At 65.0% G+C, this 26322-nt stretch carries 23 protein-coding genes and 1 pseudogene; 10 read left to right on the forward strand and 14 right to left on the reverse strand.

Annotated elements, in window-relative coordinates:
- Positions 1 to 17: 17 nt before the first annotated feature.
- From C444_RS23080 to C444_RS01755, 3 genes and pseudogenes are all read left to right on the forward strand, one after another.
- A pseudogene (locus C444_RS23080) lies at positions 18 to 330 on the forward strand (amino acid-binding protein); the annotation flags it as partial.
- 72 nt (positions 331 to 402) lie between these two features.
- Positions 403 to 870, forward strand: coding sequence for a 2Fe-2S iron-sulfur cluster-binding protein (locus C444_RS01750; RefSeq protein WP_394324804.1), 468 nt, complete (start codon positions 403 to 405; stop codon positions 868 to 870).
- Positions 871 to 928: 58 nt separating this feature from the next.
- On the forward strand, positions 929 to 1531 hold the full coding sequence (locus C444_RS01755) for an IMPACT family protein (RefSeq protein ID WP_004590499.1): 603 nt from the start codon (positions 929 to 931) through the stop codon (positions 1529 to 1531).
- Between the two features lie 6 nt (positions 1532 to 1537).
- Here C444_RS01755 and ygfZ read toward each other — a convergent pair whose 3' ends face one another.
- The 4 genes from ygfZ to mutL all read right to left on the reverse strand — a co-directional run bounded on the left by ygfZ (position 1538) and on the right by mutL (position 7127).
- The gene (gene ygfZ / locus C444_RS01760; RefSeq protein WP_004590500.1) at positions 1538 to 2623 is read right to left on the reverse strand and encodes a CAF17-like 4Fe-4S cluster assembly/insertion protein YgfZ; all 1086 of its coding nucleotides are present in this window, start codon (positions 2621 to 2623) and stop codon (positions 1538 to 1540) included.
- 38 nt (positions 2624 to 2661) lie between these two features.
- Positions 2662 to 3834 carry a carboxypeptidase regulatory-like domain-containing protein gene (locus tag C444_RS01765; RefSeq protein WP_004590501.1) on the reverse strand — a complete coding sequence of 391 codons (1173 nt, stop codon included), beginning with the start codon at positions 3832 to 3834 and terminating at the stop codon, positions 2662 to 2664.
- A 114-nt stretch (positions 3835 to 3948) separates the two neighbouring features.
- Positions 3949 to 4893 carry a PfkB family carbohydrate kinase gene (locus C444_RS01770; protein WP_004590502.1) on the reverse strand — a complete coding sequence of 315 codons (945 nt, stop codon included), beginning with the start codon at positions 4891 to 4893 and terminating at the stop codon, positions 3949 to 3951.
- 80 nt (positions 4894 to 4973) lie between these two features.
- Positions 4974 to 7127: a DNA mismatch repair endonuclease MutL gene (gene mutL, locus C444_RS01775; protein ID WP_004590503.1), complete on the reverse strand. Its 2154-nt coding sequence runs from the start codon at positions 7125 to 7127 to the stop codon at positions 4974 to 4976.
- Between the two features lie 134 nt (positions 7128 to 7261).
- Here mutL and C444_RS22145 point away from each other — a divergent pair, with 134 nt between their 5' ends.
- From C444_RS22145 to C444_RS01790, 4 genes are all read left to right on the forward strand, one after another.
- A complete protein-coding gene (locus C444_RS22145; protein WP_004590504.1) occupies positions 7262 to 7405 on the forward strand; it encodes a hypothetical protein in 144 nt (47 codons plus the stop codon).
- Between the two features lie 107 nt (positions 7406 to 7512).
- Positions 7513 to 8781, forward strand: coding sequence for an HAD family hydrolase (locus C444_RS01780; RefSeq protein WP_004590505.1), 1269 nt, complete (start codon positions 7513 to 7515; stop codon positions 8779 to 8781).
- 92 nt (positions 8782 to 8873) lie between these two features.
- Entirely contained in the window at positions 8874 to 9380 is a 507-nt protein-coding gene (locus C444_RS01785) for a hypothetical protein (RefSeq protein WP_004590506.1), read from the forward strand.
- A 64-nt stretch (positions 9381 to 9444) separates the two neighbouring features.
- Complete coding sequence (locus C444_RS01790) at positions 9445 to 9645, forward strand: hypothetical protein (protein WP_004590507.1); 201 nt, start codon at positions 9445 to 9447, stop codon at positions 9643 to 9645.
- Here C444_RS01790 and C444_RS01795 read toward each other — a convergent pair whose 3' ends face one another.
- The 9 genes from C444_RS01795 to mutS form a co-directional block, all read right to left on the reverse strand.
- Entirely contained in the window at positions 9646 to 10095 is a 450-nt protein-coding gene (locus C444_RS01795) for a molybdopterin-binding protein (RefSeq protein WP_004590508.1), read from the reverse strand.
- A 69-nt stretch (positions 10096 to 10164) separates the two neighbouring features.
- Positions 10165 to 10476, reverse strand: a complete 312-nt coding sequence (locus tag C444_RS01800) for a DUF7521 family protein (protein WP_004590509.1) — start codon at positions 10474 to 10476, stop codon at positions 10165 to 10167.
- Position 10477: 1 nt separating this feature from the next.
- A complete protein-coding gene (locus tag C444_RS01805) occupies positions 10478 to 10849 on the reverse strand; it encodes an ArsR/SmtB family transcription factor (protein WP_049909028.1) in 372 nt (123 codons plus the stop codon).
- Positions 10850 to 11207: 358 nt separating this feature from the next.
- Positions 11208 to 12392: a LolA family protein gene (locus C444_RS01810; RefSeq protein WP_004590511.1), complete on the reverse strand. Its 1185-nt coding sequence runs from the start codon at positions 12390 to 12392 to the stop codon at positions 11208 to 11210.
- 61 nt (positions 12393 to 12453) lie between these two features.
- Positions 12454 to 13227 carry a LolA family protein gene (locus tag C444_RS01815; RefSeq protein ID WP_239641248.1) on the reverse strand — a complete coding sequence of 258 codons (774 nt, stop codon included), beginning with the start codon at positions 13225 to 13227 and terminating at the stop codon, positions 12454 to 12456.
- A gap of 173 nt (positions 13228 to 13400) precedes the next feature.
- Positions 13401 to 14213 carry a hypothetical protein gene (locus C444_RS01820; RefSeq protein WP_004590513.1) on the reverse strand — a complete coding sequence of 271 codons (813 nt, stop codon included), beginning with the start codon at positions 14211 to 14213 and terminating at the stop codon, positions 13401 to 13403.
- A 19-nt stretch (positions 14214 to 14232) separates the two neighbouring features.
- Positions 14233 to 15249 carry an ABC transporter ATP-binding protein gene (locus C444_RS01825; protein ID WP_004590514.1) on the reverse strand — a complete coding sequence of 339 codons (1017 nt, stop codon included), beginning with the start codon at positions 15247 to 15249 and terminating at the stop codon, positions 14233 to 14235.
- Positions 15250 to 15348: 99 nt separating this feature from the next.
- The gene (locus C444_RS01830; protein WP_004590515.1) at positions 15349 to 17310 is read right to left on the reverse strand and encodes a hybrid sensor histidine kinase/response regulator; all 1962 of its coding nucleotides are present in this window, start codon (positions 17308 to 17310) and stop codon (positions 15349 to 15351) included.
- Positions 17311 to 17383: 73 nt separating this feature from the next.
- A complete protein-coding gene (mutS, locus tag C444_RS01835) occupies positions 17384 to 20143 on the reverse strand; it encodes a DNA mismatch repair protein MutS (RefSeq protein ID WP_004590516.1) in 2760 nt (919 codons plus the stop codon).
- A gap of 95 nt (positions 20144 to 20238) precedes the next feature.
- Between mutS and C444_RS01840 the strand changes: the two genes are divergently transcribed.
- Positions 20239 to 20631: a nuclear transport factor 2 family protein gene (locus C444_RS01840; RefSeq protein WP_004590517.1), complete on the forward strand. Its 393-nt coding sequence runs from the start codon at positions 20239 to 20241 to the stop codon at positions 20629 to 20631.
- 172 nt (positions 20632 to 20803) lie between these two features.
- Positions 20804 to 24547: a glycoside hydrolase family 97 catalytic domain-containing protein gene (locus C444_RS01845; protein WP_004590518.1), complete on the forward strand. Its 3744-nt coding sequence runs from the start codon at positions 20804 to 20806 to the stop codon at positions 24545 to 24547.
- Here C444_RS01845 and hisA read toward each other — a convergent pair.
- Positions 24544 to 25278, reverse strand: coding sequence for a 1-(5-phosphoribosyl)-5-[(5-phosphoribosylamino)methylideneamino]imidazole-4-carboxamide isomerase (gene hisA, locus C444_RS01850; RefSeq protein WP_004590519.1), 735 nt, complete (start codon positions 25276 to 25278; stop codon positions 24544 to 24546). The genes C444_RS01845 and hisA overlap by 4 nt on opposite strands.
- A 110-nt stretch (positions 25279 to 25388) precedes the next feature.
- On the opposite strand from hisA, the gene C444_RS01855 reads away from it, so the two are divergent.
- Positions 25389 to 26309: a hypothetical protein gene (locus C444_RS01855; RefSeq protein ID WP_004590520.1), complete on the forward strand. Its 921-nt coding sequence runs from the start codon at positions 25389 to 25391 to the stop codon at positions 26307 to 26309.
- The last annotated feature ends 13 nt before the right edge of the window (positions 26310 to 26322 follow it).

The raw sequence follows: 26322 nt of genomic DNA on the forward strand, positions 1-26322 counted from the left end.
CGCGTCCACCCTTCCGTATGTTCGACGAGATTATGCAGAAATTCGAGGACTCTCCCGGCCAGCAGGACGTCATCCGCCTGCTGCTGGAACGGGGGTTCTCCGTCAACGAGGATGGCCGCGTCGTCTCGGGTGGTATCGAGATCCCGAACACGGGGATCGCCCGCGAGGCCGACGTCGACCGCCGCGTGGTCAACGCCACGACGGACGCGATTCTCGACGACGACGACCTGCGGCGCATCTTCCGCAACATCTCTTCCGTGCCGAGTCTGCTCGATCTCGCCCCGGTGCTCGACCTGCATGCGGTGACCGTCACCGTTCGGGCCGCCGACGAGCTGTCTCTTATACACATCTCTGAGCGGGCTGGCAANCGTTCCATATAGGTGAACAGCTGACTGCTGGCCCATGCGTCCTGAGCGAGGACCCCGAGTTCACCGACGAGCCGAAGCTATACGTCATCACCGACGAGGAACTCCCCGGCGACCTCATCAACGAAATCCGCCGCCTGGCGTTCGTCCGGACAATCGAACTGGCATAATGCCGGCGACGCTCACCGTCGAGACGCCCGCCGGCGAGACCCGCGAACTCACCGCCCAGGCCGGTGCGATCCTCCGAGATGTCCTCCTCGATGCCGGCCTCTCGCCCCACGGCCGCTACGCGACGCGGGTCAACTGCGGCGGCCGCGGCATCTGTGCCACCTGCGGCGTCCGCCTCGCCGAACCGCCCGAGCCCGACCACTGGCACGACGACCTCGCCGACCGATTCGGCTACCCGCGACTCTCCTGTCAGATTCAGGTCCGTGACGGGATGGCGGTCAAACTGCTGGACAAGCGAGTCTGGGGGTCACGACAGGCCGGTGACGGGACGGACTGACTCGATACCGGGAGCGCGAACGACAAACGCTATTCCGCCGCCGGGCGTATCCCGGCCCGTGACGGACAGCTATCGGACCGTTCCGGGCCGTGGCGAGGCACGCTTCGAGGTGCGGGGTTCGGAGTTCATCGGCCACGTCGCGCCGGCGACGACCGTCGAAGACGCCGAGGCGTTCGTCGACGCCGTCAGCGAGGAGTACGCTGACGCGACCCACAACGTCCCCGCCTACCGCGTTCGATCCGATCCCTTCCGGGAGTATTCCAGCGACGACAGCGAACCGAGCGGCAGCGCCGGCGACCCTGCGCTGAACGTCCTCCAGCAGCGCGAGGTCGAGAACGTCGTTGCCGTCGTCACGCGGTACTACGGCGGGACGAACCTCGGTGTCGGCGGTCTCGCCAGTGCGTACTCCCGAGCGGTGAAGGAAGGCGTCGACGACGCCGGCATCGTCGAGGAAGTTCCCCACGAGCAGTTCACCGTGACCGTCGCCTACGACGACTCGGGCAGCGTTCGAAGCCTGCTCGAATCGGCGGGCATCGAGTTCGAGGCCGACTACGAGGCCGAAGTCGTCTTCGACGCTCGAGTCCCCACGACGGAGGGCAGCGAACTGCGGGACCGGATCCGGAGCGCGACCAGTGGGCGGGCCGCTATCGAACTGGAATGACCCGCGCTACTCGTAGGTCGGCAGCCGCGCCGACTGCGCCGAGCCGTCGATAAAGGGCAGGTCGACCTGTTGTGCGCTGACCGGCTCACCGTCGATTCGGATTTTCAACGCTTCTTCGGGCCGTTCCCAGTTGAGGTTCGCCAGTGCGATAGGGGCTTCCCGCATCGGACTCTGCGCGGCGCGGGTCACGTCGCCGACGTGCTCGTCGCCGGCGAACACTGCGGCACCGGGGTCAGGACACGCTTCGACGGCGAGGCCGACCAGCCGCTGGGTCGGATGGCCCCGATTCTCGATGCGGGAGACGACCTCCTGCCCGACGTAACACCCTTTCTCGAAGTCCAAGGCATTGCGGAGGCCGAGGTCGTTCGGGAGCGCGCCCTCGATTTCGGTGTCGAACAGCGGCGTCCCGGCCTCAAGCGTCAGGGTCTCCCAGGTCTGGTAGCCGAAAGGGACGGCGTTGAGCCCGCGGTTGACCAGCGTGTCGAAGACTGGCTCGGCGTCGTCAGCGCTACAGACCACGTCGTAGCTCTCCTCGCCTGCGAGGTTATCCGTCCGGATGACGGAGACGCCGGCGTCGCCGAGTTCCCCCCGCTCGAAGGTCAGCGGTGCCGGCGGGGTGCCGGTCTGGTGGAGGACACTGGCGATTTTCTCTGTCGCTTTCGGCCCGTGGACGCCGAAGACGGCGAAGTCGTCGGTCGCCACATCGAACGCGACGTCCTGAATGAAGGTCTTGTCCGCCCACTCCCCGGCCAGTTCCTCGGCTTTCTGGGGCGGTGTGAACACGAGCAGGCGCTCGTCGGCGTTGTACACGTACATGTCCGTGTCGACGCGGCCGTCGGGGTCGAGCAAGAGCGCGTAACAGCCCGCGCCGTCCTCATCCGGGACGCGGTTCGAGACGGCGTTGTCGACGTAGTCGACGCGGTCCTCGCCGGTGACGACGATGACGCCGTAGCCGTACTCCATCGCGCCGACGACGTTCCGGACCGCGCGGTGGGTCCGCTCCGGTCGCCCGTAGTTGTCGACGACCCGCCGACCACCGACCTCCCTGAACGTCGCTCCGTGGGCCTCGTGAACGGACTCGAGAACAGTCATTGCACGATCATGCGGCCCTCGCGGGGAAAAACGTCCCGTTAGCGTCGCCGGCGTGCGAGGGCAGCGGCCGCGAGCAGCGCAGCCATCGTCAGGCCGACGGTGAAGCCCGGACCGCTGCCGTCAGTCGTTTCGGTCGCCGTCGGTTCCGGCGTCTGGGCCGCCCCTCCTGTCGTCGTCTCCTCGCCCGGTCTGAACGCGGTGACGTTCGTCGTCGTGGTGAGGTCGCCGGCTGTCGCGGTGAACGTGACGTTGCCGGCTGTGGGGACTGTTGCCGTTATTTCGCCGTCCGCGTCAGTTTGTCCGACCTCGGTCCCGTTCCGAGTCACTGTCGCGTTCGCCACCGGTTCGTCGTACTCATCGGTAACCGTGAGCCGGACGTTCGCGTCGACGACGACCTGTCTGTTATCGGGAGAGAGCGTAATCTCCGGAGTACGCCGGATGTCCACGTCGATAGACGTTTCGTCTTCAGCCACGCTGACGCGCCTCTCGACTGTCTCGTAGCCTTCCTTCGTCACTGTGACGTCGTAGCGGTCGTTGACCGGCACGCTGACCGACGCCGTCCCGTCGGAGAGCGTTGGCACGGTGCCGTCGAATCCGCTGTTTGATTCGACCCGGACGGTCGCGTCCCGGATCGGTCTGGAGTCATTGAAGTGGTCGTCGACGACCTCGGCCTGCAGCAGGACTGACCCCTCGCTAACTTGGACCGTCGTCGTCGTCTCGCCGGTGATGGACACGGTGGTCAGGTTACGGTAGAACCCCGGCTTGGTGACGATGACGCTGTACTCGCCTTCTTCGACAGGCTGTGTCGTGACGGTCCCGTCACTGCCTGCGTTCCTGTCGACCACGTAGTTCCCGTCCCGATACAGCCGGATGCGGGCGTTCTCGGCCGGCTGGCCGTCCGCCGTCACCGCGTTGACTGTGGCCGTCGCTGACTCCGAGACCGCTACCTCGATGGACTCCGCCTCGGCATCTTCGACGACGTAGGGGACGTTTCGGACGTATTCGTCGTCATCTATTTGCAGCATGACATCAGCTCCCTCGGGGACATCGATAAGTGCCTGCCCGTTTGCCCGCGTCGTCTCATTCGATGGCCCCCCTGCTCCGCCATCCCACGTCGCCGAGATGTCGATACCACTGAGCGGGTCGCCGTCCTGGTTAACCACGGTGACGGTGAGTGTCACCTGTGATTGTGCAGCAGCCGTTCCCGCCACTACTCCGGCCCCTACCAGTAGTGTCAGCACTGCAGTTGTTAACAAGGCACGGTGGCCGAGCATACCTGATTAATAAAAGTGTGGACGTAAATCAGTACTGCCGGTAGGGACTCCCTACGGCCGTCTAGACTGCTGTGAATCGACGAGCCGCTCGACTTCGGACGGTTCGAGCGGCGTCAACGGCCCGGACAGTGTCCGAGACAGCGCTGCTGCCGCGACCCCGTAGAGCAGCGCTTCGTCCGTGTCAGCACCGGCAGCCAGTTGCTGGAGCGTCGCGCCGATGAAGGCCTCGTGTTGTCCCGACTCGTCCACTGCGGACGTCTCGATGGCATCCTGCTCGTGAATGACGCCGTCGTGGTAGGCAACCGCGCCGTACTCGCTCCGTGTGAGAATCACGCGGGTGAGATCGTACTCCGTTGCGAGCGTGTGCACGACTTCGCGCGGGCTTCCGGTTGTATCAAACACCGCGGAAACCTGGTCTTCGGCAGCAAAGAGGGTATCGACGGCCGGCAGCAGATCTGCAAGCGCGTCGCGCGCGTCGTCGGCGTCCCACAGCCCTGGATGGAAATCGAGATCGAATGCTCGCATCCCTGCGGCCGCCCTGAGTAACGCCCCCGTCGTGTCGGCGGCTGTGTCAGACAGTGAGAGGGTAGTGCCCGAGGTGAACACTACGTCCGCGTTCTGTATCTCGCCCATCGGTAGCTCGCCAGGCGTCAGCGTCGCCATCGCGGTGTTGCCGCGGTCTTGTAGCAGCCGCTCGGCACGGGGCGGGGCAGCGTCCTCGTGGAACGTGAGCCCCTGCCGTCCGGCGTCCGGGTCTGCCCAGACGACCTCTGTCTCCAGACCGAACTCGTGGAGCTCTGCGACGACGCGCCGCCCGAGCGGTGTGTCCGGAACCTTCGACAGCCACCGTGCGTCAGCCCCGAGTCGGCCGGCCGTCGCCGCGACACCGCTCGCTGTCCCGTCGACGTGAATCGACGCCTCGCGAGCCGTTTCGAACCGCTGTCCGTCTGGGGGTGCAAATCTGAGAGCGGTCTCGCCGAACGTTACGAGTGACATACCGCGTGCATCGGGAGACGTAGGTTTAGTTTAATCGGCTGTATCGACTGCTGTGTCGGGGGACGGACCGGAATCCCTCGCTATCGCCGCCGACCGCCGTGTCCGGGGTAATCCCGCTCGAACCGGTCTTCGAGTTCCTGCCGGTCGATGTGGATGATCGTCGGTCGTCCGTGGGGGCACGCGTAGGGGTTCTCACACTCGTCCAGCGCGGCGAGTAGTTCCCGGACGGAGCCTTCAGTCAGCGACGTGTTTCCGGTCACAGAGGGGTAACACGCCAGATCGCCGAGCAGTTCGTCGGCCGCCGCTTCGACCGTTGCCGCCGCCTCGTCGTCGCCGGAGACGAACGCACCCAGCACGTCCCTGACGATGTCCGGACCGGCCGCGTCGGCGATAACGCCCGGGAGGGTTCGGACCTCGACGCTTCGTTCACCCGTCTGCGCCGTATGGAACCCCAGACTCGCCAGCGCGTCGCTGCGCCGGTCGAACACGTCGGCTTCGCGGGCGGTCAGTTCCAGTTCGACTGGATCTGCGAGTGCCTGTGTCGTCGTTTCGCCTTCGAACTTGGCCTTGAGCCGTTCGTAGTTGACCCGCTCGTCAGCTGCGTGCTGGTCGACCAGTACGAGGCCGTCGTCCGTCTCCGCGACGACGTAGGTGTCGGCTAACTGCCCGAGAATCCGCATCGAGGGTAGCGACTCGTGGCTCGCCTCTGGCGCGTCGCCAAGGTGTGTCTGCTCCTGGCCACCGGTGAACTTCCGTTCCCCGCGCTCCGTCTCCGTTCGTCCCGCTACCGACGCGTCGCGGCGCGCACCGGCGCTATCTCCACTCGAAACGCTGCCCTCCGTCCGTCGTTCCCCGGATCCGCCCGACGTGTCGTCTTTCGCCTCGGTCGTGGAGGCTCGTTTCGCATCGGCTGATCGATCTGATGAAGGCGTCTCAGCGGACTGGTGACCTGCTCTCTCCGTCTGGGCACTCTCAGGTCGCTCCGTGGGATCAGGACTCGACTTCTGGAGTGGTGTATCAGCATCGCTCTCCGTCGTTGTGCTGTCCGGCCGCGCTGACGTTGCTGCCTCGTCTCCGGCGTCCAGGTCATCCGAATCTGACCGCTGGCGCTCGCCGTCGCTCGTTCCGTCCGATTCCGGCGTTATCTCCGTCTGCTCGGGTGCCGACCGGCCACGCGGCGCTGTCGAGCGCAGTAGCCCTTCCCGTAACAACGCGTCCTCGACGGCGGTCCGGACCTGCTCCCGAACGCCCTCGTCGTCGGCGAAGCGGACCTCCATTTTCCGCGGGTGAACGTTCACGTCCACGTCGCCCGCGGGCACGTCTAGAAAGAGGACGGCGAAGGGGTAGCGGTCCGGCGCGATCTGGGTCCCGTAGGCGTCAACGACGGCGTCTCGAACGGTTCCAGCCCTGACGTAGCGACCGTTGACGTACGTCGAGAGGTACTCGCGGCCGGAGCGGTTCGTCTCGGGGTGGGAGACGAGGCCGTGGACGCCGTCGAGTGGTCCGTCGGGGAAACTACCAGCGTCGTCTCCACCCGCGTTCGCTTCCGACCCCGCACCGACCGAAATCATCGACTCGGCGACCTCCCGCCCGTAGACGGACATCACTGTCTCTCGCAGGTCGCCCTGGCCGGTCGTCGAGAACGTTTCGCGGTCGCCGTGTGTCAGCGAGACGGCCACGTCCGGGTTAGCCAGTGCGTAACTGGCGACAACGGTGTTGACGTGTGCGAACTCCGTCGACTCCTGTTTGAGGTACTTCCGGCGGGCCGGGACGTTATAGAAGAGGTCTTCGACCGCTATCGTCGTCCCTTCCGGACAGCCGGCGGGACCGACTGACGTGACGTCGCCGCCTTCGAGAACGAGTTCCGTCCCGACGTCGCCGCCGCGGGGTCTGGTCCGGATCGTCAGCCGCGACACTGCCCCGATTGCGTGCAGCGCCTCGCCGCGGAACCCGAGCGTTCCCACGCCACCTTCTAGGTCCGCAATGTCGCGGATCTTCGATGTCGTGTGTTTCTCGACGGCCGTCTCGACAGCCTCGCGATCCATCCCGACACCGTCGTCCGTGACCTGAATCCCGTCGGTTCCGCCGGCTTCGACGACGACATCGACCCGGTTCGCGTCGGCGTCGATGGCGTTCTCGACCAGTTCCTTGACGACGGAGGCCGGTCGCTCGACCACCTCGCCGGCCGCGATGCGTTCGACGGTCCGGTCGTCGAGTCGCTGGATATCGGTCATACGTGCCTCCGCATGTGATTGCCACGGGCTAACGGACGGAGCGACTTGATACTGTCTGCCCTCGTCCCGCCTATCAGCATAGTCATGAAAATAGTTAACACAAAACAGTCCTGACCGTCGCATGGTGACGACCCATGTGCCACCACAGAGAACGCTCTTGGACAGAAGCGACGGCGGACGACGAGGCAACTGACGAGGACGAGGAGGAACTCCCGTCCTTCCTCAACGAGGAGGCGACCGAAACCGAGGTGCTGACCGACGGCGGCGACGAGGCGTAGCAGGGTTTCCCCTCGGCAGCGGTGTTGGCAAACCAGCTTTTTTTATCGTGTGTGCGTTTCGCAAACCCGATAGCTAAAGTACGCTCGCCATCAGTCGCCACTATCCTGTGGATATCGACATGGAACAATACGACCAACTCTACCGGCTCTACAAGAGCGTAGACACGACGACGCTGCGCGGCTATCAGGAGTTCGTCGACCTGTTTCCCCCGCTCAGCTCGACTGTCGCGCTGGAACAGTGGGAAACCGCCAGCGACCGCCTGGATGAACTCAAGGCCGACATCACCGAGGAGTTCCCCGGAACCGGCGAGACCTACGCGGAAATCGCGGCCCGGCTGACCCGCGACGAGGCCTTCACCGCGCTCGACCTCTACTCGAAGTACGACCGGTCGGTGAACGTGCTTGTGCTGGACGTCGACGAGACGCTCCGGTCAGCGGGCGACACCGACAACGAAATACCCCGCGATACGCTATATCTTCTGACGCAGTTTCACGAAGCCGGCGTCCCCATCGTCGTCTGTACCGGCCAGACCCTGGAGAACGTCAAGGGATTCATGATACAGGGCCTTGGCAACGACCTCGTCTCCTCCGGGCGGATGAGCATCGTCTACGAGTCCGGCAACGGCGTGTTCACGCCCAAGCACGGCGAGGACACCAAGCGCCTCCTCTACGAGCGCCTCGACGGCGCGGTCGTGGACGTGTTCGAGACCGTCCGCCGCCGGGTCCTCTCGGAGGCCCCCGACGTCGTCGGCAAGCGCTGTCACCTCCAGGGCAACGAGTTCAACGTGACGCTGAAACCCAACGCCGAGGTCGGCAGCGACAACGCCGTCGAAATCATCGACGAGTCGTTGCGGTACCTCTGTGGTCTGGTCGGCGACGCCATCGCCGCACAGGTCGACGCCGAAGTCGAGGACCCCGCAGGCTACGCGCGGGCCTACTTCAGCCGCGATCCGGAGATTCTCGACGTGTTGGCGGCCGGCGGCCTGTCGACCGACGCCGACATCGACGACGCGCCCGATGCGTTCCGCGAGGTCCTCGAACGCGTCGATCTGGGCTACTACGAGGGCGACGCGGCCGAACTCGTGAGTCTCGAACTGGACAAATCCGCCGGGGTCGAGGAGGCCTTCGACGTCCTCGGCATCGACGACCCGTTCGCGCTCGTGATGGGCGACAGCAAGAGCGACCTGCGGGTGATGCGCTGGGTCGACGAGAACGACGCTGGCGTCGCCGCCGCGCCCGCACACTCCTCGCCGGACGTCCTCGACCACGTCAGTTCGAGGGACGATTTGGTGTACGAGGCCGGCGACGCCAGTACGGTCCTCCGGACGATCTACGGGCTCAGTCTCATCGAGGAGTTGGGCGAGGAGAGCGAGTGAGCTACAATTTCCCGTTTTCTAACGGTCTCGAGCGACTGAATCGGACGGGCTTTCCACCCAACAGTTAGGCGTCCACCGACCGAACTGCTACCATGAGCCTCGATAACGTGTTCGGACAGGTACCGGACCCGCAGTCGTACTCCTTCCCGGACTACTCGCTCCCGCAGGGCGACCCCGTCAAACCCATCGCGCTGACCGACGACGAACTGACGGCGCTGCTCGACCTGTACGACGCGTTCAGCGCCGTGGACCCGACGGGTATGGACTCGAACCCGTTCCTGCGGGCCACCAGCGAGTTCCTCCAGCAAACGCTCGGTGCGCCGCTGTCCCGCCCCGACGAGGAACTGAACGACGACATCGCCGCCTTGCTCAACGACTTTTCGGACGATCTGGGCGGGCGGTCGATGGGCGTCGTCGACGCCACGCCGGCCCACCACCGCACGCTGTACTTCTTCCTGACCAGTTGCAAGGCGTACCACATGGCCCCGCATCTGCAGTTCGACCCGGACTCGGCCGCCGTCGAGACGCTGTATGCCGTCTACGAACGCGTCACCGACCAGGCGTTCTATCTCAAACGGCCGAAAAGCGTTTTGGAGTGAGTTCGGGCGTGTGCCAGGCAGACGCTCCGGTCCGTTTATCGGGGAGCGAAAGAAACTGCCGGCAATGACAACCGACCAGCCCGAGATTCCGGTCGTATGCGAGGCCTGTGGGACGCGGACATCGGTCGCATTCGAGGACGTCGAGGACGCCGTCGCGCGCCACAACGAGCAGCTTCACGACGGCGAGCCGGTCGCTGAGGTGGATCCCGACGTACTGGAGGAACTCGCTGACCGCCTGGCAAAAGATATCGGCCTGCTAGAGTAATCAGCCGTCCAGCGGGAGCCGCTCGTAGGCCTCACGGTCAGCGTCGGCGGCGAGCGTGCGCGGCCGCAGCCGGCAGACGTTCTTGACGGTTCGCGGGCCGAGGACGTGCGGCGAGACGAACCGCGGTCGCTCCGGCGCGGTTCCGGGGCCGTCGCCCAGTGCGAGGACCGCGCCGCTGAGGTCGGTGAGCGGGATACACGCCAGGTCGCCGTTCGCCGATTCGAACTGGACGTGGGTCGTCTCGCCGGGCATCGACGCCGCCTCTAGCAGGTCGAACACGGCGACGCCGGTGTACTCCCGTTCGATACGGTCGCCGGAGGCACACTCGAACGCGACCGGTCCGGAGACGACATCGAACGGGAGCCGCTCGGGTGCAACGTCCCAGGGGAGCAGTATCGGGTCAGCCCCGTCGATGCGGACCGTTGGCTGTCCCTCCGGTGTCTGCGTCATACATCTCCTTTCTGCCTGAGAACCTTCAGCGGTTCGGGACGGCCGTGATTCGCCATCCACATCTGACACTCACTCCCGAGAGTGGAGCGAGTACGCGATAAAGAGGACGCCGACGAACTGGAAGGCGCGAGTGACGAGCGTCAGCGGTTGCTGGAACTGACTGGAGAGCAGGCCCTGGCGAAGGAAGACTGAGCCGGCGAACGCGACGACGAAGGCCACCGCCGTGAGGCAGAACAGCCCGACGGAGAGGTACTGCATCGCACGGCTGTTGTGTCGCCGATACCCCCGGTAGGCCTGGTAGCCGACGTACCCACCCAGTACTGTCGAGCCAAACGCCAGGGCGGTGATGAGCCAGTTCATGAGCGTCTCTATGGCGACCATGTCAGAGGTTCTCCCACATTTTTGTGAATCGGTCCGCGGTGTCCTGTTCGTCCTGTCCCGGGAACGCCGGCGGTTCGGCCCGCTCGATTTCGGTTTCGAAATCACCGTCCGCAAGCGCCAGCGAGAACTCCGAAAGCGTGGCAGCGAACACGCTGTAGTCGTTGCCGCCCGTCTCTATCTGGGTCTGTTCCTCGATGAGGCCGTACTCCTGAAGCCACTCAACCCGTCTGTACACGGTCGGTTGTGACATCTCACACTGGTCGGCGAGCTGTTTCGCGGACATGGGTTTGACACTCGTTGCTGCGAGGATGTCCCGGGCGTACTCGTCACTGAGCAGGTCGAGGATGTCGCCCACGGCCGGGTCCTCACTCACGTACTGGACCAACGTCCCGTCCCCGAATAAAAGGTCCCGTCAGTTTCCGAGTCAGAAGTCAGCTGCGTCATAGAAGGGCACAGTGTCAGCGGAGACCGGCGGGGTCAGGGACCCGCCTTCGGGCGAAGTGGGGCAAGGGGACCAGTTCGCGGGCGGCCTGGCCCACATTCCTCCCAGGGTGGCAGCCCTAGGGAACCATAGGGCAGTGTGGTGGACAGACAGCGGCCATCGCTGGAGGGCGCTGGTGGCACGGTGTTGTTAGGGCCGCTGCAGTCAAAGCAAGGAGGGGTTCCATAATATAACGTGCAGTCGAACTTCTGACCCAGAAAACGGCGGTTTGATATGCCAGTGTGGGCTTTCACTCGCCGTTGGGACAGCCGATTGACTGGCCGACCGTGACGAGTCGGTCCGCGGACACGCCTCTACCGCGAACCTTGTACCGGTAGCGCTCACAGCTCCACGACACTGATGTTGTCAGCCCGTGGCTGACCTGTGCCGGTTGTCCGTCGATCGTCAGCGCTTCGCTGGCGTTGTCCCCGTCAGTGGGTCGGTCGTATTTGCCCACAGTGATCAGACTGGTCCGGTTCATATAGCGGAGGCCGACGCTGTGGACCTGTCCCCGTGTCTGGGTCGCGTAGGTCAGTTCATATCCTGGCGGGATGTCGGGCTCCGGAACCTGGACCTCGGTGTCGGCTTCGAGCGCCCCGACCGACTCGTAGGTCTGCTGGTCCGGCGTCTCAGGGACCCTGACAGTCGTGTTGTCCGGGAAGTTAGGGGTAAACACATCCTCGGAGACACCGGTGTCGTAGGTGACGTTCGTGTGCGTCGTTGTCACGACTGTTCGCTCACCGTCGGCTGTCCATGCAGTGCGCTTTTTGACCGGGAAAAACCGCTCCGTGTCTACCCATATCGTCTGCTCGTAGGCCGCTGTGCCGTCTTTCGGTGCCACCTGAATGACGTAGGCTTCACGCCCATCGATTGATTCAGTACCGCGGTAGCTGACGGTCATCGAGCCGGCAGAGACGGTCGGCCGCTGCTCGCCGCGGGGAACAACGGGCAACGGCTCAACCGACGGTGAATCGGTTGTCGTGTCGGTTGCCGTCTCCATGTTAATATTCGAAAGCAGACGCTGCAGCCGCTCACCCTGGTCTGAATCGGTTCTACTGAGAGAGATACGTGTGGCGTTCGTGCGGTGCTGGTCGTACAGCCACAGCATCGACCCGTTCGACACCCGGTGGTCGTATCGCTCGACGGTGCTGTTGACGACCGCCAGCCGTTTCTTCTGGGTCCCCGGCCGGAGCGCGGCGTCGTAGGTCGTCCGGCTCGCAACTGTCCCGTTCCGGGTAATCGTCGTCGTCTGTGTCGCGTTCACGCCGTCTATCGACTGGTAGCGTTGTTGCACATCCGCATCGATCTGGGGCTGATCGGCGGTTCCGGTACTCGCGAACGCAAGCGACCAGGTCGCAACAGCCAGTACACCAACAACGACTACCGTCGCGATGGTAAGAACCAGTCGTTCCGATGTGAGGTGTCGAGTGACCATATCTCGGGCTACCGGGCGCAGGGGACTGTCCGGCTACGTTTGATCTGTCTGAGCAACAATATTACGTAGCACATAATTGGCAGCGCAGGTAAAACCTCCTATCTGATGGTTCCGGAACGCTGACTGCTGTGTCGTCAGGGAAGTCGGGGGAAAACACGTCCTGGGGAACTCCGGTGTCGTACGTGACGTTCGCATACCTCGTCGTCACGACTGTGTGCTCCTCATCTGCCGTCCAGGCAGTCCGCTGCTTGGCCGGGAAAAACCGCTGTGTGTCGACCCAGACCGTTTGCTCGTATGCTTTTGTCTCGTTTCTCGGCGTCACATGGACGACGTATGCTTCACGACCGTCAACCGGCTCCGTGCCCCGGTAGCTGACGGTCATCCCCTCGATAGAGTTGACTGGCCGCCGCTCACTTCGAGGGACAACGGGTAGAGGTTCAACTGACCGGGGATCCGCTGTTGACTCGTCGAGTTTCGTGAAGAGGCGCTGTAACCGCTCACCTCTGTCGGACTCAGTCTCGGAGAGGGGAATTCGTGTCACACTTCGACGGCTTTCGTTGTACAGCCACAGCGTTGCCCCGTCCGAGATCCGTACATCATTCGCCTGTGACGTACTGTTGATGAGTACGAGCCGTTTCTTCTGGGTCCCCGGTTGAAGCGTCACGTCGTAGGTTGTTCTGCTCGTAATTGTCCCGTTCTCTGAGACTACCGTCGTCTGGGTTGCGCTGACGCCGTCTATCGACTCGTAGCGTTGCTGTACGTCCCCGTCAATCTGGGGTTGGTCGGCGGCGTCATCACTCGCGAACACAAGCGACCATGTCGCAACAGCTAGCACACCAACGACGACCACTGTCGCAATGGTGGGAACCAACCGTTCGGATGAGAGATATCGAGTGACCATTTGTCGGGTACAGGGCTGGGGCCGTCCGACGCTGTGTGCGCAGCCCGAGCGGGAGTGTTACCTATCACATAACCGGCATCTCAAGTAAAACCTCCTGTCCACCGCAGTCAGTAGTCGCCGAGTACGCCGAGTCGTCTGGCCCGCCGGGTCGTGTACTGAAACACGACGTACCCCAGCAGTACGTAGCCGGCCGGGACACCGACGAGGAGCCCCAGGTCGAGGGCCGAGAACTGCCAGATTCGGGTCCCGTCGACCATCGCCCGCTGGAGGAGCGCGCTCCCGTGGGCCAGCGGCAGGACCCGCGTCCAGCCGAGTTCGAACACGGGCGCGGAGATGAGGATGATGAACCCGAACTGGAGCAGATTGAGCCAGTTCCCGATACGCTTGTACAGCACCGCGACGCCGCCGGCAGCGAATCCCAGACCAAGCACCGAGGCGATAGTCAGCGACGCGACGACGACAACAGTAAGGACGTTCAACTGGAGCGTCGTCCCGGTAATCGCAAGCATCACCGCAAGCACCACCGTGGAGGTGAGGAACGTCCGGACGACTTTCGCGACGCCCTTGCAGAACGCGACCGGTGCGAAGCCAAACGGCGTCATGACGTGCCGTTCGAGCGTTCCCCACTGGGCCTCGCTCCCGATATCGTTCGAGATTGACTGGTACGCGCCGACGGAAAGCGACCACAGGAAGTAGCCGACGATGATGCCCTCGATAGAGTCTGTTATCGCCTGCCCGGCAAGCATCCGACCGCCGTAGAACAGCAGGCCGAAGAAGAACACCGAGATGACGATGCCGCCGATGGCGTTGGCCGGATAGCGGACGAAGATGAGGTACTCGCGGTACAGCACCGCCCGTGCGAGGTCGAGATAGCCTGCTCGCATGGCGGTGTTGTCCGCGCGGTCAGCACTCGCAGTCATCTGCCTGATTCCGCCTCCCTCATCGTTCTTGCCCCGTGATTTCGACGAACACGTCCTCCAGGTCCGGTTCGACCGTGCCGACACCGGTCAGCGTCACGTTGTGGTCCCGGCACAGGGCCAGCAGGCGGTAGAACCCGTTACTGTCGGTCGCTACCTCGACGCGCTTGCCTCGTTCGGCGCTCGTCACATCGACCACCTCGAAGCGCTCCCGGATCATCGTCAGCAGGTCATCGGTGATATCCGGACTGGTAACGGCGAACGCGTTCGCGGTGAACTGGTCGAGTACGGCCGGCACGCTGTCATCGGCGATGATCTCTCCCTCATTCATGATGATGACCCGGTCACAGACGTCTTCGATGACGTCCATGTCGTGGCTGCTGACGACGGCCGTGAGATCGCGCTCGTCGACGATGCGGCGTAGTTCCCGACGCAGCGTCAGCGAGCTCTCCACGTCGAGTCCCAGCGTCGGTTCGTCGAGAAACACTAGGTCGGACTCGCTGGCCAGGACGCTAGCCAGCGACACCTTCTGTTTCATCCCGCGTGAGAGGTCCCGAACCGGCTCGTCGGCCTTCTCCAGGAGGTCGAGTTTCGCCAGCAGGCGCTCGTGCCGGTCGGCGACGGCATCCGGCTTGACACCCTTGATCGTCGAGAAATAGCGCAGGTTCTCCCGGACAGTCAGCCGCCAGTAGTCGTTTCGCGCCCCTTCGAGCATCCCGTCGACGTGACGGTAGGCCGCTCGCGGGTGCTCGCTCATGTCGATACCCTGTATCCGAACACTCCCGGAATCAGGCAACACCAGCCCGAGAATTGATTTTATCGTCGTCGTCTTGCCCGCGCCGTTGGGTCCCAGCAGGCCGACGACCGTGCCCTGCTCGATACGAAACGACACGTCGTCGACGGCCGTCACCGCATCCGCACCGCTGCCGAACTGCTTCGATAGCCCCTCGACGGCGAGTGCGGGCGTCGCTCCGTCCCTCGGCGCAGCCGACTGCTCGGCGGTCCGCGAGCCCTGCCGAGGAGGGCGCTGGGATGACATTACCATCACTGAGGGCTTCAGACCCAAAAGGTCAGTCACGTCCTGTGGCGGGTCTGCCGTCGGTGTCGCTGTTCCGCACTCGGCGACTGGCCTGTCTGCTCAGGCAGGTTCGAGACCCGTCACCTCGAAGCGCGCGCCGCCGGCCTCGCTCTCGGTGGCTGTGACCGTCCACCCGTGGACCTCTGCGAGCCGCTGAACGATTTTGAGCCCGAACCCGGTCCCGTTCTCGCCGGTCGAGTAGCCCTCTTCGAACACCTGCTCGCGGTCGTCCTCCGGGATGCCTGGCCCGTCGTCGGCGACATAGAAGCCGTGTCGATCCGCGTCCTCGACGGCCCCGACTTGCACGGTTATGTTCTCCCCGTCGTGTTCCGCGGCGCGGCCGGACGGTACCTGAGCGTCAGTGGACCCGTGTTCCACGCTGTTCCGGAGGAGGTTCGACAGCAGCCGGCGGAGTTTCGCCGTATCAGCTTGGATCTGACAGTCGGTTTCGACGACGAGCGTCCCCCGGTCCCCTTCCACGGTCTGCCAGCATTCTTCAGCGATGTCTGCGAGCGCGACGGATTCGAGGTCAGTCGCCGTTTCGCCGGCGCGGGCGAAGGTCAAGAGGTCCTCTATCAGCGCTCGCATTCGCTCGTGGGCGCGCGATACCTTGTCGAGCGCGTCGCTGTCACATTCTGTTTTGGCCAGTTCCAGATTCCCCTCCGCGACTGTCAGCGGGTTTCGGAGGTCGTGGCTGACGATGCTTGTAAACTCATCGAGGCGCTCGTTCTGGCGTTCCAGCCGCTGTTCGTAGGCCTTGCGCTGGGAGATGTCCCGTCCGATACCGACCGCTCCGGCTATCTCTCCGTCGGTATCCGTCAGCCGGGTGCCGGTGAACTCGTAGGGGACGAGCTCACCGTCGGCGGTCCGGATCTCGGCTTCGACGGTCGTCCGCCCCTGATTTAGCGCCTGGTCTATCGCCCCGTGAATCGTTTCCCGCTCGTCCGCGGGGAAGAACTCACAGACTTCCAGCTCAGTAATCTCGGCGTCGCTGTACCCCGTGACCTCGGGGAGGCGCTTGTTCCACCGCCGGAAGCTCCCGTCCGCGTTGATGACGTAGAACAGGTCATCGAGGGTGTCGAGCGCCTGGTCGATGAACTCCCGTTCCTCGCGGAGCTGGCGCTCGCGGTCGAGGCGGTCAAGCGCCGCTTTCGCATGGACTGAGAGCGTCTGTGCGAGCGTGACATCCGTGTCGTCGAACGCACTGACCTCGCATGAGCCGATGAGGAGGACGCCGTGGTCCCCGAGCGGGAGCAGGAGTTCGCTGCGGATGTCCGTGTCCGGATTGTACCGGTTCGGGTTCGAACTGATATCGTCGTGGATTCGCGTCTCGCCGGTTTCGAAGGCCTGCCACGCAAGCCCGTCACCGGGCGTGAACACCGGCGGGACGCCGATGAGTTCCTCGACCTGGTCGGTCCAGGTGACCGGAGACAGGCCGTTGTCGTCGGCGAAATGCACCGCGTTGGCCGGCATATTGAGGATGGTCCGTGCCGCATCGACCATGATCTGGGCGATTGCGTCCTCGCTTGTGGCCCGCATGAACGCCCTGGCGGTGGTGTGTAACTCTTCGATAGCGCGCTCGCGCCGCGTGTCGTCGCGCGCGTCACCGCCGGAGCGGGCGGTTTCGTCACGCTCGCGCGTCCGTTCGACAGCACCGACGACGCTGTCCGCGAGTCGTGCGTACGGGTCGGATCCGGCGTCGGCCCGGACGTACTCGGTGACACCGGCCGAAACCGCTTTGCTGGCGACTGCCTCGCTCCCTTCGCTGGTGAACAGGACGAACGGCAGGTCCGGATACCGTTCGCCGACCGCTTCGAGGAACCCGAGACCGGTCCGTTCCGGCAGGTCGTAGCCGGAGACGACGCAGTCGAACGCACCGCCGTCGAGTCGCTTGGTTCCGTCAGTGACGCTCGACGCCGTCTCGACCGTGACACCGTCGTGCTTCCGTTCGAGAGCGGTTTCGGCCGCCTCGACAACAGTCGGATCGTCGTCGACGTGGAGCACGCGGATCCGGTCAGTCATTGCCTCTCACCAGTGACAACTACCGTATAGATGTTCGGGCGCGAGTATCGCCGTTGAAAATCAGCCGACGCCGCTACGCGTCGTCCAGTTCGGCCTGCCACTCCTGCACTTTCGCCATCAGCTCGACCGGCGGCGTCTCGTTGACATCTAGGTCGGTCAGCTCCGAGAGAACGGCCTCCGTCTCAGGGTCGAGCGACGCTGCTCCCTCGTCATCGGGGGCCTCGACCGTGTCCTCTCCGGGCACGTGTTCCGGGCTGCCGTCAGTCGCTACCGGCTCGTCAGCGCCGGCCGATGCGTCGCCCGACTGGCCCGCACCGTCCCTGAACTGCCCCGAATCCAGGTCGAAGACGGCCTGTGTCGTCCCGCCGCTGTCCCCCTCGCTTCCACGAATCTCGATAGCTTTGTCGTCGCGTAGCCGGTCGAGTACGTCCTGTGACCGGTCGACGACCGGTTCGGGGACGCCGGCGAGGTCGGCGACGTGGACGCCGTAGGAGCGGTCGGTCGGCCCGTCCCGAACGGTCCGGAGGAACGTCACATCGCCGTCCCCTTCCGCAGACCGCGGCTCGCCGTCGACCGCGACGTGGACGTTTTCGACGGTCGGCAGTTCCTCGCCCAGCGCCGTCAGTTCGTGGTAGTGGGTCGCAAACAGCGTCTTCGACTGAATAGAGTTGACGATGTACTCCGTTGCCGCCCAGGCGATAGAGATACCGTCGAAGGTAGCCGTCCCGCGGCCCACCTCGTCCAGTATCACGAGTGATTCCTCGGTGGCCGAGTGGAGGATGTTCGACAGCTCCTGCATCTCGACCATGAACGTCGAGCGGCCCTGTGCGAGCTCGTCCAGCGCGCCGACACGCGTGAAGATGCCGTCTACGAGGCCGACCGTCGCCGACCGCGCCGGCACGAAACTGCCTACCTGGGCGAGCAGCGTGATGAGCGCGGCCTGGCGCATGTACGTCGATTTCCCGCTCATGTTCGGCCCGGTGACGATGAGGAACTGCCGGTCGTCGTCCATGTAGAGGTCGTTCGGGACGAACTCGGTAGTCTGCTCGACGACCGGGTGGCGGCCAGCTTCGATGGACAGTTCGTTGCCCTCGGCGACCGCCGGCCGGGTCCAGTCGTTCTCGACGGCGTGGACTGCAAGCGACGCGAACGCGTCCAGTTCCGCCAGCGTTCGGCCCACGTCCTGCAGCAACGTCGCGCGCTCGGCCACCCGCGCTCGGAGTTCCTGGAACCGCTCGTACTCCATGTCGTGGCGGCGCTCCTCCAAGCGTAACACGTCCCGTTCTTTCTCGTCGAGTTCGGGCGTCGTGTAGCGTTTGGAGTTCTTCAGCGTCTTGATATGCTGGTACTTCTCGGGAACGGCGTCGGTTTCGCTCTTGCCGACCTGAATGTAGTAGCCGTCGGTCTTGTTCCGGTCGACCGAGAGGTGGGTGATGCCGGTCCGCTCCTTCTCGCGGTCCGGCAGGGTCTCCAGCCACTCTAGGGCGGCCTCGTGCTCGTCGATGATCTCGTCGAGGTCGTCGTCGTACCCCCGCTTGAACAGGCCGCCCTGGCGCACTGTCCCCGGCGGGTCCGCGACCAGCGCGCTGTCGAGTTCCGCCGCCGTCGAATCGGCTGCCTCACGGTCAGCCCCGTCGAGGGCGTCGGCAAGGGGCGACTCGGCCAGCCGCTCGGTTTCGGTCACGGCATCAGCGACCTGCCCCAACAGTGACAGGGTCTCCTGGACCGCTCGCAGGTCCCGCGCGTCCGCACTGCCCGACGTGGCCCGCGCCGCCAGCCGTTCGAGGTCGTATGCATCCGACAGCGTCTCCCGGATCCGCTCGCGGGCCATCGCCGCCTCCGACAGCGCCGCTACGCAGGACTGCCGCCGTCGGAGCTCAGCCCGGTTTCGCCGTGGTCGCTGGAGCCATTGCTGGAGCAGTCGCCCGCCGGCGGCCGTGACCGTGTGGTCGATGGTGTCGAACAGCGATCCCGAGCTGTCGCCCTGCATCGTCTCGGTGAGTTCGAGGTTCCGCTGGGTCGTCGCATCGAGGTCGACGTGGTCGCGCTCGCCGTACGCTTGCAGGCGCGTGACCGCCGCCAGCGTCCCGACGCCGGTGTCCTCAACGTAGGATAGCACCGCCCCGGCGGCTCGCAGTGCCACGTCTTGATCACCGATACCGACGCTGTCGACCGTCTCGCTCCCGAACTGTTCGCGGACGGTATGGCTCGCTCGACCCGGCTCGAACGACGCCGAATCGTGGAGCGTCAGCGCTGCGTCCGTCCGATCGCGTAACCGGTCCAGAAACTCGTCGTCGTTCCGCAACTCCGGTCCGGGAAGAATCTCTGCCGGTGCGAACGTGTAGAGTTCGGTCAGCGCCTCGCCCGTGTCGGCGTCATCAAGCTGTGTGACTTGGAACTGGCCCGTGGTCACGTCTGTCGCGGCGATGCCGTAGGTGTCACCGCCGTCCCGGCTGGTCTCCCGGACAACCGCGGCGAGGTACTGCGCCGATTCGTCGCCGGTCTCCAGATGTGTCCCCGGCGTCACGACCCGCGTTATCTCGCGGGCGTGGCCGTTTTCGGTTTCGTGTTGGTCAGCAATAGCGACCCGGTAGCCCCGCTCGACCAGTGCGGAGACGTACGGCGTCAGGTCGTCGACCGGGACCCCCGCCATCGGATACGACGAGCCGTGCGAGGATTTCTGGCTCACCTTCAGGTCGAGCTCGTCGGCGACGATCTCGGCGTCCTCGGCGAAGAACTCGTAGAAGTCGCCACACTGCATCGCCAGCAGGTCCGCGTCAGTCCCCTCCTTGAGTGTGAGGAACTCCCCGACGATTCCCGTCGCCTCTGTCATACACGTCCGTGTGGCCGTCCCGGGCGTAAGGATTGCGGGTCGGTCGCGGCCGCCGGGCGCGGCCAGTGAAGGGGCTACAGGCCGTAGAGCCGAGTATGAACGCAAGCGCGACTATCGAGGCCTACTACGAGGCGCTCCGGGCCGGCGAGCCGCTCGGCCCCTTTTTCGCCCCCGATACGGACCGCTCGGTCGTCAAGTTCGGCATCTCCGAACAGCTGGTCGGGACTGACGCCGTCAGAGCGGGGCTGCGAGCGCAGACCGAGACGACGATGGACTGGACCGTCGACAGCCGCGCGCTCCGGGTGACGGAACGCGAGGGCTACGCCTGGTTCAGCGACGACGTGGTACTGTGCTGGACCGACACCGAAGGCACGGTCCGTCACGAGTACGGCACCCGCTGGAGCGGGACCCTCGAAGCCACCGGTGGGGCGCGCGAGTGGCAGTTTGTCGGCATGCACGTCAGCACGGCCGACTCGATCGAGGGCTGACCCCGTCTGGAACTGGAGCGGGCGAACGGATACGGCCCGGTTTGGCTTACTTCTCCGTGACAAGCGCTCAGTAAGGGTACTGCCATTCAATGCCATTCCGGTTCTCGACGGTCGGCGAACGACTAACTGAGATCTGGGTTAACTTTTATTAAGTATCCCTCTGATGACAGCAATGATGGTTGATGAACAATTACCTCTCAACTCCAGTCAGAGTCGAAGACAGTTCCTCAGGGGCGTCGGGTCGCTGCTGGCCGCATCAGCGTTCTCGGTCTCCGTGTCCGACGACGCTGCCGCACAGGTAACAGACGGCGACGATTCGCCCACACGGACCGTCCCGTCGCCCGACGGGACGGTGACGCTCTCCGTGGACGTCTCAGACGGCGTGGTAACGTACGAGGTCACGCACGACGACACCACGCTCATCGAAGAGTCCGAACTGGGCTTCGAGTTCCAGAATCAGGACGCCTTTGGCTCCGGTCTGGCAGTGACAGGGAGCGAGCGGACCGAAGTCGACACCACCTGGACGCCGGTCTGGGACCGCTACGACGAAATTCCGGAGCGGTACACGGAGCTCCGTCTGGGAATCGCGGAATCGGCCGGCCCGGAGCGGTTCGGTACGCTCGTCTTCCGGGTGTTCGACGACGGTGTCGGCTTCCGGTTTATCTTCGGAGAGCCCTTCGGCGACCAGTTCGTCATCACCGCCGAGCGGACCGAGTACAACTTCGCCGGGGACTACACCTCCTGGTGGATCCCCAACGACTACAACAACTTCGAGGTGGAGTACGAGGAGACGCCGCTGAGCGAGGTCGCTGGCGAACTGGACGACACCAGTTTCGACGGCGTCCACACGCCGATGACGATGCGGACCGATGACGGCCGCTATCTCGCCGTCCACGAGGCCGACCTCACCGACTACGCCTCGCTCGCGCTCACGTCGTCGGACGCCGGCGACACGACCTTCGAATCGACGCTCGCGCCGCTACCTGACGGGACGAAGGTGTCGGCCTCGGCCCCGCACGTCACCCCGTGGCGCACGGTCCAGGTGGGGACCAGCGCCGGCGACCTCGTCGAGTCGAACCTGGTGGTGAACCTCAACGATGACTACGACGAGTCGGTGTTCACCCAGGGCGTCGACTGGATCGAGCCCCAGAAGTTCATCGGCGTCTGGTGGCTGATGATCACCGGCCGCGCGCAGTGGGAGTACACGACGAACGATGACGGCACCGTCACCGGCAACCACGGCGCACAGACCGGCCGCGCCAAGCAGTACATGGACTTCGCCAGCGAGCACGACATCCCCGGCGTTCTCGTCGAAGGGTGGAACGAGGGCTGGTCGAGCTATCCGGGAGATGGCAGCGGTTTCGATTTCTCCACACCGTATCCGGACTTCGACCTGGCGGAAGTGACCGACTACGGGCCGAGCCTCGATCCGCCCACCCAGATGACGATGCACAACGAGACGGCGGGGGACTTCCGGAACTACGAGTCCCAGTTAGACGATGCCTTCTCGCTGTACGACGACTTGGGAATCCGGACCATCAAAAGCGGCTATGTCTCCGACAGCGGCGACCTCGCGGGCGAGGGGTTCAACCACCACAACCAGGTGCTCGTCAACCACCACACGCTGGTCGCCGAGACCGCGGCGGCCAACCGTCAGATGCTCGACGTCCACGAGCCGATTCATCCGACCGGCCGCCGACGGACGTATCCCAACCTGATGACCCGCGAGGGGGTCAAAGGCCAGGAGTACGACGCCTTCGGCGACGTGAGCCCCGAGCACCACGTCACGTTCCCCTTTACGCGGATGCTAGGCGGGCCGGTCGAGTACACGCCGGGCATCTTCGACATGGACTCGGGGTCGGGCGGCATCGAGACCACCCGCGCGAAGCAACTGGCGATGTACCCGACGTACTTCAGCGGCCTCCAGATGGCCGCCGACTTACCCAGTTCCTATCTGGCCGACCAGCCGTCGACGACCGCTGTCGGCGAGGTCGCCCAGGCCGAGTGGGGCGACACCGAGGGCTTCTCGACGGCCGCTCGCTGGGCCAACGCCCAGGGCGAGCAGTACGTCGCCATCGACCCCAACAGCGCCGCGCCCGGCGCGACCGTCTCCTGGACCGTCGAGGACGCCGGCGAGGGCGAGTACGACCTCCACTTCCGGTACGCCAGCGACGCCGAGGAGAACGCCGTCGGTCCGGATACTGACCGCACTGCGACGGTACTGGTCAACGGCTCCGCGGCCGGTCAGCTCACGTTCCCGCCCACCGAGTACTGGAACGTCTGGGAGAGCGTCTCGACGACCGTCTCGTTGACGGGCGACGGGGACGAGATCGCGCTCTCGCTGACCGCCGAGGACACCGGCGGTTTCAATCTCGACTCGATGGCGGTCACCGAACCCAGCGCGTCGATGCCCGAACCTGAGACGGTGCCCATCCGCGGTGAGACCGTCGATGCGTTCCAGTTCATCGAGGACGTGCCGGCCGCCGGCTGGGACGACACGCGCGTCATCGACGCCGAGATCGGCGACTACATGGTCACCGCACGGCAGAAAGGCGAGGAGTGGTATCTCGGCGCGATGACCGACGAGGGCGGCCGCGCCGTCGACGTGCCCCTGGAGTTCCTCTCGCCCGCCTCGGACAGCGACGGGCAGGGGCCGGGGAACGATAACGGGGAGAAGAACGGAACGAACGGGGCCAGCGGCAACGAGAAGGGCAACGGTAACGATACCGGTCCCAACGGCCCGAAGTACGTCGCCGAGATCTATGCCGACGGCATCGACGCGGCCTACGACGAGAACCTGACCGACGTTCACGTCGACGAGGCCGTCGTCACACCGGAGACCACCCTGCTCGCGTCGATGGTCGGCAGCGGCGGGACGGCCGTCCGCTTCCGACGCGCAACGGGCCAAGAGATCAACGACCTGCCCGAGTACGAGCGGCCCGAACAGAACGTCGATGTCGATATCAGCGACGAGGTGTTCATTCAGGAGCCGTTCATCCGGGCCACCGGGCGCAACGACGGGGCGTTCATTGGCGGGACCACGGTGACGCTCCACGTCGACGGCGAGGCCGTCGGAACAGAGAACGTCCGATTCCCGCCGAACGCCGGCGACGCCACGTACGAATTCGGCTACAGCATCGACGCGGCCGGCGACTACGACGTATCGGTCACGCTCCCGGACGGCACGACGCTGGTGAGCGAGACGGTGACGGTCAAGCCACCGGCGACGGTGGCCGAACTCGCCGACCCGTCCGGCGACGACACCGGTCCCGGCGGGTACACGTATCCGACCAACGGTGACTTCGAGGACGGCGCGTTCGACTTGGAGTCGCTGACGGTCGAACAGACGCCGAGCCTCCATCGCTTCACCTTCGAGGTGGCAAACCTTTACAACGCCTTCGGCAGCAGCCGCGACTTCTCGCCGCAGTGGTTCGTCCTCTGGCTTCGCGACCCGAGCGCTGACAGCGGGGCGACGAGCAGCCTCGATGACCTCGGCGCGAACGTCGACTTCGAGTCGCCGTGGCAGTACCGCCTGGAGATCAGCGGCTTCTCCAAGAGCGCGGCCGACGCCAGCGGCACGGCGCTGACCGACGCTGACGGGGGCCCGGTCTCCCTCGGCGAAGCCGTCGACGTGGACGCGGGGACAGTCACGCTTACTCTCGACAGAGAGGCCGTCGGCGGCGCTGACGCGGGGGACCTCGAAGTCGTCGCGATGGTGCAGTCCGAGGACCGCGGGTCGCTACGGCCCGTCGCCGAAGAAGCCCAGAGCTACGTCTTCGGCGGTGCCAAGCCGGACGCGGTCGAGAACGCCCCGCGAATCATGGACCTGACGACGCCGGCGGGTGTCAGCCAGTCCGACGCGCTGGCCTACAGCGCCGACTCGCGGGCGACGCTGCCGTTCGTCTCGCTCGATTAGCCCTCGTCGAGGGCGTCTATCGCCGCTTCGAGCGTGAACTGTCCCTCGTAGAGCGCGCTGCCGACGACGACGGCGGCGGCCCCGGCCGACCGGAGCGCCAGCACGTCGTCGATCGTCGCGACGCCGCCGCTTGCGATGACTGGGATGTCGACGCTGTCGACCAGCCGGCGGACCGGGTCAGTCCGAACCCCTTCGAGTTGCCCTTCCACGTCCACGTCGGTAAAGAGGATGCCGCCGGCCCCGAGGTCGGCGTAGCGGGCGGCGGCTTCGGCGGGGTCCAGGCCGGTTCCTTCAGTCCACCCGGAAACGACCACCTCGCCGTCCTTCGCATCGAGGCTCACCAGCACGCTGCCGGGGTGTTCGTCGCTGATCTCGCGGACGACCTCTGGCGTCTCGACGGCCGCCGTACCCAGGATGACGCGGTCCAGCCCGCGGTCCAGCAGGCTGACGGCGTCCTCGGCGGTCCGGATGCCGCCGCCGAGCTGCACGTCCACGTCAGACCCCACCGCGTCGAGGACGCTTTCGATGGCCGCCGCGTTCTGTCGCTCGCCCTCGAACGCGCCGTCGAGGTCGACGAGGTGGAGCGTCCGCGCGCCGGCGTCGACCCACCGCTGTGCGGCCTCGACCGGGTCGCCGTAGGTCTTCTCCGTACCGCGTTCGCCGCCGACCAGCTGGACCACCTGTCCGTCCTGCATGTCGACCGCGGGGACGACCTCGAACTCGGGAAACATGGGCGGTGGTCCGGCGGCGGCGGTCGAAAGCGTGTCGGTCCGATGCGTACAGACGGCTGTCTGACCCAGTGTACCCCCATGCTTTTACGCCGTGATAGGAAAGTTCAGCTATGGTTTTGGCAACATCTGTCCTCACACCGCTCGCCCGTCGGCTCGAAGCAATCATGTTTGGGCGGTACGAGCGCGAATACCAACTCTTCGAACAGGCCGTGCTGGTCGTCGCTGTCGGTCTGGCGCTGGCCTGGGGACTGGCCGCGTTCGGTGTTCTATCGCTTGGTACCGGCACGGAGTCACTGCTTGCGACCGCTGCGAGCATCGCCATCTCGGCGTTCGTCGTTGTCGGCTTGCTGCAGTTTCTCGTCCTTGCGAACGTCCTCGAGCGGACAAACGAGGACGTCGCTACCAAGGCCGCGGAACTCGAAGAGGCAGCCGAGCAACTAGAGACGACTGCCGAGGAGCTAGAGACGACCGCCGACGAGGTCGAAAACGCCGCTGAGACGGTCGACGAGGCCGCCGAGGATGTTGAGCAGACAGCGGACGAAGTCGAGCAGACGGCGGATGAGGTCGAACAGACGGCTGACGAGGTGGAAGAAACCGTCGACGAGGTCGAACAGACAGCCGACGAGGTCGAGCGGACGGCTGACGAAGTCGAACAGACTGCGACCGAGACCGGTGACGAGGACGCCGCCGAGAAGGTGACCGAAGTCAAAGACAAGACGACCGAAGTCAAGGATAAGACGACCGAAGTCAAGGACAAGACCACGGAGGTCAAAGACAAGGCGACGGAAGCGAAAGACAGGACGACTGAAGTGAAAGACAAGACCACGGAGGTCAAAGACAAGACCAGCGACGCGAAGCAGACCGCCGAATCGGTTACCGACGAGGTCGAAGCGGCCAAGCAGACAGCGAGCGAGGTCGAGGAGACGGCAGCGGAAGTCGAGGAGACGGTGCCGGCCGACGAGGACCGCCTCGCTGACGAGACTGCCGAGTCGGACACCGCCGACAGCGGCTCGGACGAACGGTCCCGCTAGCGGCTATCGCCGG

It is taken from the genome of Haloarcula japonica DSM 6131 (genome assembly GCF_000336635.1).
Classification (GTDB): domain Archaea; phylum Halobacteriota; class Halobacteria; order Halobacteriales; family Haloarculaceae; genus Haloarcula; species Haloarcula japonica.